The sequence below is a fragment of the Thalassotalea sp. Y01 genome (assembly GCF_012932945.1).
Lineage (GTDB): Bacteria > Pseudomonadota > Gammaproteobacteria > Enterobacterales > Alteromonadaceae > Thalassotalea_A.
This window is the reverse complement of sequence record NZ_JABBXG010000006.1, coordinates 121,816-133,570: the sequence shown is the minus strand read 5'-3', so window position 1 is coordinate 133,570 and position 11,755 is coordinate 121,816. Positions and strand designations below refer to the sequence as shown.

The following is an 11,755-nucleotide window of genomic DNA, read 5'->3' as shown; positions in this document are numbered from 1 at the left end:
AGGGGCCTCCTGGCCCCTTTGTCGTAATATATGACCATTATTTTTTAAATAATTGTGACACTCTACTGATAAAGAAAATCGCAAACAATACGGTGTAAACACCATAAACAACGACCATCCATTGCGGCATAGAGTAGCCGATGAATTGCCAGCTTATTTCACCACAGTCACCAGTGGCTTCGAATAATGATGGTATCCATTCGTGCAGTGGCATCCAGCTTGGGAAATTAGGCACCAGATCACAGGTGTAAAACAGCGAGCCTGCATTGGCTTGAATGTCAACGTGCTCAACCGCCAGAGCTAAACCCCAAATGGCGCCAACCGCCCAGATTGCAAAGCCGATTAATCGTAGTAAGGTATATTTGTTGCCAACGGCACCAATGACACCGGCCACCATGATCGCCAAAATGGCAACGCGTTGATAAATACACATGATGCATGGTTCTAGCTTCATGCCATATTGAAAGTAAAGAGCGCTAAGCTCGAGTCCAAGCGCCGATAACGCTAATAGCCACCAAGAAAGCGGGTTGAGAACAAAGTCGTTTAATTTTTTAAGCATTAACTTCCTGCCTGTTAAGTATTTTTTTATAACGATTATGTTAGAAAATTATCTCAGCAAACAATACGGTGATTGCTGATCTTAATCAACAATTTAACGGCATTTTAGCCATAAAAAAAGCGCCAATTAGGCGCTTTTCTGTAAGCAATGATTAATGGCCCAAATCGCCACTGCCATCTACGATCGAATGATGCTCAATAATGCCCATCTCATAAAACAGGTCGGTATATTCAACCAACATCCCTGATTGAATGGTAATCAAGCCAACTATCGTTAAGACAATGGTATACGGTAAAGCCATGTAAACCATTCGGCCATATGACAAGCGAATCAACGGCGCTAAGGCAGAGGTTAACAAGAATAAGAATGCCGCTTGACCGTTTGGTGTTGCAACCGATGGCAAGTTTGTACCTGTATTAATGGCAACCGCTAACATATCAAATTGGTCTCGAGTAATTTGACCTTCAATTAAGGCTTTCTTCACTTCGGTAATATAAACCGTACCGACAAATACATTATCGCTGACCATCGACAAGAAGCCATTGGCGAGATAAAACATAACCAACTGCATATCGCCCTCAAAGGTTAGCACCCAAGCAATCACAGGCGTGAACAATTGCTGGTCAATAATAACCGCAACCACCGCAAAAAATACCGCTAATAGCGCGGTAAACGGCAACGCCTCTTCAAAAGCGTGGCCGATTTGATGCTCTTCTATGACACCAGTAAATGCCGTGGCAAGAATAATGACCGTTAGACCAATCAGACCGACGGACGCCAAATGCAGCGCCAAAGCGATAACCAACCAAAGCGCAATGACACCTTGGGCAACTAACTTCATATTATCCGCTCGGGTACGCGATGCCGTTTCATCTGCATCAAAATCTACCAGAATCTTGCGTACATTGTCTGGCAAATGGACACCGTATGAGAACCATTTTAACTTCTCAAGCAAAACACACGTGAGCAAACCGGCAATCAATACAGGGATGGTCACAGGCGACATACGAATCGCAAATTCGATAAATTCCCAGCCGGACTGCTCAGCAATAATCAAGTTTTGTGGCTCACCAACCTTGGTCATTACCCCACCTAACGCTGTACCAACACCGGCATGCATTAATAGGTTTCTTAGGTAGGCGCGAAATTGTTCTAGATCTTGACGAGAATAATCCGGCAATTCGTCATCGGTGGTTGAATCGTGATTATGGGTATGGTGTTTGCCTGAGGCGACTTTGTGATAGACCGAGTAAAAGCCTACGGCAACACTGATGATAACTGCTATAACGGTTAATGCGTCCAAGAAAGCCGACAAAAATGCACTGGCGAAACAGAACATAAATGACACCACAATCTTAGAGCGAATTTTGGTTATGATTTTAGTAAACATCACCAGCAGCAAGTTTTTCATAAAATAAATGCCGGCAACCATAAAGATCAGTAGCAACAGTACTTCAAGATTCACTTCAATTTCATGCAACACCTGACTGCTCGTCGTCATGCCAATTGCAACAGCTTGAATAGCTAACAAACCACCAGGTTGCAACGGATAACATTTTAGAGCCATGGCCAAGGTAAAGATAAACTCAAGTACCAATGCCCAACCTGCGATATAAGGTGAGATAAAGAAAAATAGGATAGGGTTGAGGATTAAAAAACCGACAATCGTCAGTTTATACCATTGTGGTGCTTGCCCCAGAAAGTTCTTAAACAGAGCTTGTGAGTAGGATTGTTGCATGCCGCAGCCTCTAGTTACTCGGTAATAAATACATTTTGTACGATATTTAACCACTGATTACAGTGTTTTACAGACATTTGTACAAATGTAGGTGGTATTTTTTTAAAGCGCCCGTATTTTAAAGTACTGATAGCATTCGGTAAACTGCTAATTAGCTTTTATTAACGAAATTTAACGAGATTTAACGAGTATTTTACCTTGACAGAGTCTGGTACAATCAGTTTATATAAGCACTAACATATCAACAGTTTTTGGGTCCAAGCAACATCCGTTGTTATTAAAATAGGACCTAGCGATGGAATAATAAATGATTATAAAAGCGCAAAGTCCAGCAGGGTTTGCAGAACAATATATTGTTGAATCTATCTGGAACGGTGGCTTCCCACCGGGATCTATATTGCCTGCCGAGAGAGAGTTATCTGAGCTGATCGGCGTTACTCGTACCACCTTGCGAGAAGTCCTACAGCGACTCGCTCGCGATGGTTGGTTAACGATTCAGCATGGTAAACCAACTAAAGTAAACAATTTTTGGGAAACATGTGGTCTAAATATCCTTGGTCGATTAGCCGAGCTGGACCAAGAAGGCATTCCTGATTTGGTTGAAAACTTATTGTCGGCTCGTACCAATATCAGTGCAATCTATATTCGTGGTGCGATAAAAAACAACCCTGATAAAGTGATTGAGTTGTTAGAAAATGCCATCGATGCATCCGATGACGGTGAAACATTCGCGGAAAAAGATTACCAATTGCATCATGACTTAGCGCTGGCATCGAATAATCCAATCTATGTTTTGGTTCTTAATGGTTTTAAAAATCTATACTCGCGCTTGGGTGGTATTTATTTTGCCAACCAAAATGCACGACAAATCAGTATTGATTTTTATAAGCGTTTGATTGAACTCGCTAAGCAAGGTGAATTTACCGAATCAGTGTATGCGGTTCGTGAACACGGTTTAATGCAAATTCCAGTTTGGAATGAAATTAAAGATCAGGTATTAACTGAGCTAGCCCAATAAGTAGTTATTCAACTCTTATAGACAAAAGTGATCTAAAAAATAACGACAATCGTTGAAAAGCGGTTGTCGTTTTACCTTAAACCCTAGTAAACTAGTCAGACTTTTAATTGGTGCGCTTTCCTTGTGCCTGGCGCAGGCAAGATTGTTAGAGGAATCTATGGAAACTATCGAAAAAATCAAACAGCAAATTGCTGAAAATCCTATTTTAATTTTTATGAAAGGTTCACCTAAGCTACCGAGTTGTGGTTTTTCATCGCAAGCCTCTCAGGCATTGATGTCATGTGGTGAGAAATTTGCTTATGTTGATATTCTTCAAAACCCAGATATTCGCGCAGAACTGCCAAAATATGCAAACTGGCCGACTTTCCCACAATTATGGGTAGATGGTGAGCTTGTAGGCGGTTGTGACATTATTTTAGAAATGTTTCAACAAGGTGAACTACAGCCTTTGATCAAAGAAACCGCAGAAAAATATAAAGACGCAGAATAATTCAATAAAGAGCTTGTAATTGCGATAATCATCGCCATATTTAATTACAGGTTTATCGTGCAATATATTGTTGCGCCAAATAATAATTTTATTTAGCTAAATCATTAGCGTTAACGAAAATGGAGAAAACCATGAGTGTATTAGTAGGTCGTTCAGCACCTGACTTTACTGCTGCAGCTGTACTAGGAAGCGGTGAAATTGTTGATAGCTTTAACTTAAGCGAAGCCATCAAAGGTAAAAAAGCAGTTATCTTTTTCTATCCACTAGACTTCACCTTTGTATGTCCTTCAGAGTTGATCGCATTCGATCACCGTATGGATGATTTCAAGAGCCGTGGCGTTGAAGTAATCGGTGTTTCTATCGATTCTCAATTCTCTCACAATGCATGGCGTAACACGCCAGTTAACGAAGGTGGTATTGGTCCAGTTCAATACACTCTAGTTGCTGACGTTAAACACGAAATCTGTCAAGCATACGACGTTGAGCACCCAGAAGCTGGTGTAGCTTTCCGTGGTTCTTTCCTAATCGATGAAGAAGGTAATGTTCGCCACCAAGTGGTTAACGATCTGCCATTAGGTCGTAACGTTGACGAAATGTTGCGTATGATTGATGCACTTTCTTTCCACCAAGAGCACGGCGAAGTATGTCCAGCGGGTTGGAACAAAGGTGACAAGGGTATGACAGCCTCTCCAGAAGGTGTTGCATCTTACCTTTCTGATAATGCTGACGAATTATAAGCATTAATTTAAACATTTTTGCAAAAGCTGCTTTTTTAAGCAGCTTTTTTTTTGTAGACTAGACTAAGGAAGTAGGGAGTAACAACCTTCCTGCGCGTTTATTTACCTGACATTAGTTTCAATGTCGTAAGGGGTAAAATAATAACGGATCATGGAATGACAATATGAGACTAAGTAAACCTATCTATGAAAAGCTACCGCTGATTTATTTCGGAGCCAGCGTTGCGCTTTTTTTTCGCTTCGATGATATCATCGCGCATACCTCGGCTTTATTGTTATATGTCGCATCAGCAATGGTGTCGGTTATGCGTTCGGACTATCGACGTCAAACCCGTATAAGTAAAACTGTGCCTGGCTTGCGTTTGCCACAATTCGTCTATGAGTATTATCCTTGGGCTTTTATTGCGGTATCGATTGTCTTGGTAAAATATAAGGCTGACGCCATTGGTATTGGCATCGCTTTACCATTGGCATTGTTTGCATTAAAAATTATGTATGTACGACGTCAGTCTAGACGGATAAACTTGATGCGTTACGGCGCGAAAAGCTCGTAACCAAATACTGTTAATCACATATATAGAAGTGTATACCTATGCATTGTTGTGCCCAATTTGTGCCCAGTTATGCATAGGTGCATGATAAGTAAGGATTTGGTTGCGTATGAGTCGTTATATCGGTTAAATAGATAACTCTAACTCGCGTCAGAACCGTCTTCAGGTTTCGTCTCTTGCGCTTGTTCTGCTTCTTCAGCAATCGGCCAACCACCAAGTTGTTGCCATTTATTGACGATAAAACAAAATAGCTCAGCGGTTTTCTCGGTATCGTATAACGCGCTATGTGCCTCTTTGTTATCAAAGCCCAGGCCGGCACTTTCACATGCTTTGGCTAATACTGTTTGGCCTAGCGCCAATCCTGATAGACTTGCTGTATCAAAGCTAACAAATGGGTGGAACGGGCTGCGCTTGATATTACAACGTTCCGTTGCGGCATTGACAAAGCCCAGATCAAAAGCGGCATTATGAGCGACCATAATCGCGCGCTTGCAACCATAGCCTTTCATTTCTTTGCGAATACGTTTAAAGATAGTTTTTAATACTTCCGCTTCATCGATGGCTGCACGTAACGCACAGTGTGGGTCGATACCTGTAAATTCAAGCGCCGCTGGCTCTAAGTTGGCACCTTCAAATGGCTTAACATTAAAACATAAGGTTTCTTTTATCGACATCAAACCGGTAACTTCATCCATGTGCAAGATACTGGCGGCGATCTCAAGCAAAGCATCGGTTTTGGCATTAAAGCCTGCGGTTTCAACGTCGATTACGACGGGGTAGTAGCCGCGAAAACGGCGGGCAAAAAGTGATTTTTCAGAATCCATAACAGCGAATGCAGTGCAAGCCTTGATTTAATTGAAGTATTTTTACTCAGGATGCAAAATTATCGCAAATCTCCCGCAAAAATTCATCTGTTGTTTTCATTTCCAGCAAGGTTTTTACCACTATTATCAATTTATCTAGGCATTATCATGATTCGCCTTGCAAACAGTGGCTTGCCAAGTAGACTATCAGCGGTGATATAAATTATAACGATGGAAAATTATGATAAAGCTTTTCAATTCTTTGCTTTGTAGCATGTTGCTGGTGTCTTTTGCCTCAGTTGCCGAAGTTAAAGACAATTTAACCTATGCCAATTACGATCAAGTTAATGTAACTCACGCCTATCTTGACCTTGAAATAGATTTTCAACAAAAAGCGGTCAAAGGGTTTACTGACCTGACATTAAATTGGTTGCAGGATGAACCGACCTCAGTGGTGCTTGATACCCGTGACCTTATTATCGACCGTGCGATGGCACAAGATGAGCAGGGCAAGTGGCATAACGTCGCACATCAATTAGCGTCTCGAGATGACGTTATGGGCTCAAAATTAACCATAGACCCTAAGTTTCAAGCGAAAACAGTTAGAATTTACTATCAATCAACCGAAAAAGCATCGGGTCTGCAGTGGTTAGGTAAAGAACAAACCCAAGGTAAAAAATACCCGTTTATGTTCAGCCAGAACCAAGCAATACATGCGCGAAGCTGGATCCCGATTCAAGATACCCCGGCGGTGCGTATGACCTATACGGCTCGCATTAAAACCGATCCGTCGTTACTCGCGGTAATGAGTGCCAATAATGAACCAAATGCCACAAAAGATGGTGATTATTTCTTTTCTATGCCACAAGCCATACCGGCCTATTTAATTGCTATCGGTGTGGGTGACCTACAGTTTAAAGCAATGAGTGAGCAAACCGGCGTTTATGCGGAGTCGTATATTCTTGAACGTGCGGTTGCTGAATTCAACGATACCCAAGATATGATTGACGTATCTGAAGCCATGTATGGCGAATATCGCTGGGGACGTTATGACTTGTTAATATTACCACCAAGCTTTCCTTTTGGCGGTATGGAGAACCCTAGACTTTCATTTATTACGCCAACCGTAGTCGCCGGCGACAAATCATTAGTTAACTTGATTGCCCATGAACTCGCACATTCTTGGTCTGGCAACTTAGTCACTAACGAAAGCTGGCGTGACCTTTGGTTGAACGAAGGTTTCACTTCTTATGTTGAAAACCGCATTATGGAGCGCGTATTTGGCAATGACAGAGCCATTATGGAGCAAGCATTAGGCGTTGCAGACTTGCACACGGACCTAGCCGATTTGCCAGCCAGTGATTCGATACTGTACCTCGACTTACAAGGTCGAGACCCAGATGCGGCGTTCAGTGATGTGCCCTATGTTAAAGGCCAATTATTTCTGATGTTTTTAGAGCAGCGATTTGGTCGCGAGAAATTTGACCCATTCGTGTTGGATTATTTTAATCACTTTGCGTTTAAATCAATCGGCACTAAAGAGTTTATCAGCTATTTAAATACGCATTTAATTCATAAATATCCGGGTATTGTTGCCGATAAAGAAGTGAATGAGTGGATTTTTGGAACCGGATTACCCGCTGATGCACCACAGCCACAATCCGATGTGTTTGTAAAAGTCGAACAGCAAAAGCGTCAATGGCAGGCGGGCGAGTTAACACTAAGCCAGTTGCCAACCGCTAATTGGACCGTGCATGAATGGCTTTATTTCATTAATGGTTTGGATCGTGATTTAAATGAAGAGAAGATGGCAGAATTAGACAAAGCGTTTAATTTAACCAAGAGTCAAAACGCTGAAATTGCACATGCATGGTATTTATTGGCGTTGCACTCTGGCTATGATGTCATTATGCCTGAACTAGAGCAGTATTTAATTGCCATTGGTCGCCGTAAGCTGATTGTGCCTTTGTATAAAAAGCTTGCTGAGTCAGAGCAAGGTCATGCCTTCGCTAAACGTGTATTTGCCATCGCTCGCCCAGGCTATCACCCATTAGCGCAAGGTACTGTTGACGACATCCTCAGCAAATAAAATGTATTTACCTTAATCAAAGCCCAAGTGAGTTGCTGACTTGGGCTTTTTTTATGAAGTTTCTCGGTTGGCATAGTTTTTACTACACTTTGACGAGAGCTTCAAAATGAATATCGCTATAAATACTGTAACAAAGGCGTCACTGTACAATGGATTAACTGCACTGATAAACAAGTTGTTGAGTCTAGTAAGCGTCGATTTTGATTCATTTTAAACTCGATAAACCATTACTCTGATGTTGAATAGAGCGACTTTGAATATGACGGATACGACTATGAGCCTTAAATTAAGCGCAGGTAACCACTTTCCTGCAATAGATGTTGTGCTAGAGAGTGGTGATACGGTGCGACTAGGTCAATCGAGACAAGCTAACACTGATTGGCAATTGGTGTTGGTTTATCGCGGTCGGCACTGCCCATTATGTACAAAATATTTGAATAATCTGCAAAACTACCAACAAGCATTGCTTGATGTTGGCGTAGATATTATTGCGGTATCGGCGGATAGTTTAGAACAACTGCAGCAACACAAAACGCAGTTGTCAGTCAATTTCCCTTTTGCTTACGGCTTGAGCATTGCTCAAATGCAAACCCTAGGCTTGTATTTATCTGACCCACGCTCACCACAAGAAACCGACCATGTATTTGCTGAGCCTGGCTTGTTTGTGGTCAATGAACAAGGCAATTTGCACGTGGTTGATATCTCAAATAACCCATTTGTACGTCCTGAATTAGAGGCACTGGTCAATGGTATTGGTTGGATACGCAACCCAGACAATAACTACCCTATACGTGGTATGCATGCGCCGTAGGGCGGTCAATCGCTAAACCCTTACAAGAAAAAAGCCTGCAATTGCAGGCTTTTTTTTGTCTAAAAGGTGCTGATGTTATTGCTTAACAACCATGATCACATCGACTTCATGATGACTTTGTTGTTCGTCAACAATAACTCGTACGTCATTGCCTAAGTGATCAAAATGCAACTCTAAGCGACCGTACTGGATTCTATCTGAACTTGGCGCGCCAAATTGCTCACTGTAAAACTGTCGTACTTGGTCAAAGTCTGACTTGGTAAAATAGGTCACCATCGCTGGCAATTCATCATTGAATTGAGAAAAAATATGAGCATCATCTAATACCGGAATATTTATGGTGGACTCACTGCCAACTTGCTCGCTATCAGACGGTGTAGCAAGTGGTTGAGATTGCTCGGCAATCGCAGTGTTGATACCGAAACACAGTAAACTTAGCGCGGTCAATGTTGTTATTTTTTTCATGAACAGGTCCTGCTGTTATTATCTTTTGTTAATTTACGTGGTTTCGGTTGTTGCGGTCAACTAAAACAGGTTAAACTCTGCCAACAATTTTACCTACCGTGTTATTTTACGGTGATAAAAAACACTTTTAATTCAATTTATAAGGGGATGTCTGTTGAAACATTGCGCTATTTTAACCATGGATTGCCTAGATGATTTTGAGGCATACGATCATTTATTCGATCAGCCATTGCTAGAACTTGGCTGGCAAACCCATATGGTGTCATGGCGCCAGAGCAACGTTGATTGGAACCAATATGACGTTGTGCTAATTCGCACCCCTTGGGATTATCAAGATGATGCACCATTGTTCATGCAAGTACTTACTGATATTGAACAATCCAGTGCCGTACTTGAGAACTCAATCAACATTGTCCAATGGAACATCAACAAAAAGTACCTGCGAGAGTTAGAGCAATATTCGGTCAACATTGTCCCGACTATCTGGGAAGAGCAATACAATGAAGCCTTGGTTGGTGAATACTTTGCGCGCTTTGATACCCAACAAATTGTCATTAAGCCTTGTGTCAGTGCCAATGCGGACAACACCTTTTGGCTAACCACGCAAAACTGGCAAGAGTATAAACAAGATTTAGCTAACGCATTTGGGTCACGTGATTTTATGGTGCAGCCATTTGTTGAAAGCGTCATCAATGAAGGTGAATATTCGTGTTTTTACTTTGATGGTCAATACAGCCACAGTATTTTAAAGACACCAAAAGAAAATGATTTTCGCGTTCAAGAAGAGCACGGTGGTCGACTTAAATTGGTTGATGCTGAACCTGTATTGCGCGAGCAAGCAGAGCATGCCATGGCAAAACTTGCTCAGATTGATGAAATGCCAATGTACGCGCGCGTTGATTTTGTTCGAATCGGCGATAGATTTGCGATGATGGAAGCTGAACTCATTGAGCCATCATTGTATTTTAATATGGATGAAAATTCTGCGCCTTTATTTGCCAAGTTATTTGCAGAGCGCATGACACGTAAACACGGTTTGTAATCGTCTGTATTTTCAATTAAAAAGGACAACTTAGGTTGTCCTTTTTTTGTTCTTTTGTGCTCCAAAAATTGACAAGTTTCGTCTGTGCATTACATTAGAAATAGAGCGCATTAAAGAAAGGGGGTGCCATGAAGTCAGTGGAAGAAAACAAACTTGAAGAGTGTTTACGACTCGCCGCCAATGAACCTGTAAACCGTCTACAGTTTTGCGACGTGCTATTAGAATCCGAGATATTCTTGCTTGGCACGGCGGGAGAGCCCGACGAACAAGGTACAGTCGAAGCGGCAGCCGACAGTAAAATTCAAATTCAACAATGGCAAATGCCAGACGGTTCACCGGTAATCCCATTTTTTTCATCACTTGAGGTACTGCAGAAATCTATTGACCAGGATGAATCTTATCTGGCGTTACCTGCGCGTTCTTTATTCGAATTAACTCAAGGCGCGACTTTGTTTTTAAATCCTAAATCTGACTATGGCAAAGAGTTTTTGCCTGACGAGGTGAACAACCTATTAACGGATGGTGTCAGTCAATCACCACAGCAAAGAGTGGTTGAGGAAGAAACCAAAGTGTTACTTGGGCAACCATCTATTTATCCGGCAGAAATGGTGGATGCGTTAACTCAGTTATTTTGCCAGCATCGCAACGTTAAAAAGGCTTACCTAGCATTGATGCATGACACGTCCATTGATGAGCACCCACATTTATTGATAGGTATCGAAGTCACTGGCCTGGCACATAAAGTGATGACCGAAGCGGGCAGCGTTGCCAGCGATACCGTACCCGAAGGCGAGTTTGTTGATGTGGTTCGCGTTGAGGAAAACGACCAAGGCGTTAGCCAGTATTTAAAAGAACACACCCAGCCATTTTATGAGAGAAAATGGGGCCGTCGATTATTCTCTTGGTTGGGGTCGGGGCATGCGTAGCAAAATTTTTAGCAGTATGAAAAGAGTTGTCCTGTTTTTTTCTGCTAATCAACTTGAGTTTATATATACTGCTCGAAGACTTTTCTTCGTTAGATGACAAAACGTTAGTTGCTGAATACAAGGCCGCAGAATCCGTATTCAGCGACGTTACTGATTTGGCATGTGCAATGTTATATGAAGGTCGTTGGTATGCCTCGAAAACAAAAGATGTTGATTATGGAGATCTCAAGCAACGCCTTGATGATATCAATATCGATTATCTAATGATCAGACACGACAATAATCAATGCCAAATTAGTTTAAGCAGGCATGTTACTGGATTTGCAGGCAAAGGGTATTCTTATAAGTTCCATTACAATCGTCAATCACCGCAGCTATTCGATCCTGTTGTTCATGACAAAGAAAACTGGAAGGCAGTGATTGCCTCTCGCGGTGAGGACGTATTCGCGTACGATATACCGTTATCAAACAATTGGTATCTCACTTTTACCCAATCTTAATTCCTGAATGAATAGAAGATCCCGAA

Annotated in this window: 13 protein-coding genes; 9 read left to right on the top strand and 4 right to left on the bottom strand. The window is 41.8% G+C overall.

Annotated elements, in window-relative coordinates:
* Nucleotides 1-37: 37 nt before the first annotated feature.
* On the bottom strand, nucleotides 38-559 hold the full coding sequence (gene dsbB, locus HII16_RS10595) for a disulfide bond formation protein DsbB (protein ID WP_169129991.1): 522 nt from the start codon (nucleotides 557-559) through the stop codon (nucleotides 38-40).
* A gap of 151 nt (nucleotides 560-710) precedes the next feature.
* A complete protein-coding gene (nhaB, locus tag HII16_RS10590; protein WP_169129989.1) occupies nucleotides 711-2,297 on the bottom strand; it encodes a sodium/proton antiporter NhaB in 1,587 nt (528 codons plus the stop codon).
* 307 nt (nucleotides 2,298-2,604) lie between these two features.
* Here nhaB and fadR point away from each other — a divergent pair, with 307 nt between their 5' ends.
* The 4 genes from fadR to HII16_RS10570 all read left to right on the top strand — a co-directional run bounded on the left by fadR (nucleotide 2,605) and on the right by HII16_RS10570 (nucleotide 5,096).
* Entirely contained in the window at nucleotides 2,605-3,315 is a 711-nt protein-coding gene (gene fadR / locus HII16_RS10585) for a fatty acid metabolism transcriptional regulator FadR (RefSeq protein WP_135439837.1), read from the top strand.
* 157 nt (nucleotides 3,316-3,472) lie between these two features.
* Entirely contained in the window at nucleotides 3,473-3,805 is a 333-nt protein-coding gene (locus tag HII16_RS10580; RefSeq protein WP_135439838.1) for a Grx4 family monothiol glutaredoxin, read from the top strand.
* Nucleotides 3,806-3,936: 131 nt separating this feature from the next.
* Complete coding sequence (locus HII16_RS10575; protein ID WP_169129987.1) at nucleotides 3,937-4,542, top strand: peroxiredoxin C; 606 nt, start codon at nucleotides 3,937-3,939, stop codon at nucleotides 4,540-4,542.
* A gap of 164 nt (nucleotides 4,543-4,706) precedes the next feature.
* Nucleotides 4,707-5,096 (top strand): hypothetical protein, encoded by a 390-nt coding sequence (locus tag HII16_RS10570; RefSeq protein WP_169129985.1) that lies wholly within the window; start codon nucleotides 4,707-4,709, stop codon nucleotides 5,094-5,096.
* A gap of 137 nt (nucleotides 5,097-5,233) precedes the next feature.
* Here the strand turns inward: HII16_RS10570 and rnt are convergent, their stop codons facing one another.
* Entirely contained in the window at nucleotides 5,234-5,917 is a 684-nt protein-coding gene (gene rnt, locus HII16_RS10565) for a ribonuclease T (protein ID WP_169129983.1), read from the bottom strand.
* A 217-nt stretch (nucleotides 5,918-6,134) separates the two neighbouring features.
* Here rnt and HII16_RS10560 point away from each other — a divergent pair, with 217 nt between their 5' ends.
* Nucleotides 6,135-7,985, top strand: a complete 1,851-nt coding sequence (locus HII16_RS10560; RefSeq protein WP_169130150.1) for a M1 family metallopeptidase — start codon at nucleotides 6,135-6,137, stop codon at nucleotides 7,983-7,985.
* Nucleotides 7,986-8,259: 274 nt separating this feature from the next.
* Nucleotides 8,260-8,796: a redoxin domain-containing protein gene (locus HII16_RS10555; protein WP_248289593.1), complete on the top strand. Its 537-nt coding sequence runs from the start codon at nucleotides 8,260-8,262 to the stop codon at nucleotides 8,794-8,796.
* Between the two features lie 75 nt (nucleotides 8,797-8,871).
* Here the strand turns inward: HII16_RS10555 and HII16_RS10550 are convergent, their stop codons facing one another.
* Complete coding sequence (locus HII16_RS10550; RefSeq protein WP_169129979.1) at nucleotides 8,872-9,261, bottom strand: hypothetical protein; 390 nt, start codon at nucleotides 9,259-9,261, stop codon at nucleotides 8,872-8,874.
* Nucleotides 9,262-9,415: 154 nt separating this feature from the next.
* On the opposite strand from HII16_RS10550, the gene HII16_RS10545 reads away from it, so the two are divergent.
* The 3 genes from HII16_RS10545 to HII16_RS10535 all read left to right on the top strand — a co-directional run bounded on the left by HII16_RS10545 (nucleotide 9,416) and on the right by HII16_RS10535 (nucleotide 11,729).
* Entirely contained in the window at nucleotides 9,416-10,303 is an 888-nt protein-coding gene (locus HII16_RS10545; protein ID WP_169129977.1) for a hypothetical protein, read from the top strand.
* A gap of 128 nt (nucleotides 10,304-10,431) precedes the next feature.
* Entirely contained in the window at nucleotides 10,432-11,229 is a 798-nt protein-coding gene (locus tag HII16_RS10540) for an enhanced serine sensitivity protein SseB C-terminal domain-containing protein (protein ID WP_169129975.1), read from the top strand.
* A gap of 53 nt (nucleotides 11,230-11,282) precedes the next feature.
* Nucleotides 11,283-11,729, top strand: a complete 447-nt coding sequence (locus HII16_RS10535; protein WP_169129973.1) for a hypothetical protein — start codon at nucleotides 11,283-11,285, stop codon at nucleotides 11,727-11,729.
* Nucleotides 11,730-11,755: the final 26 nt, after the last annotated feature.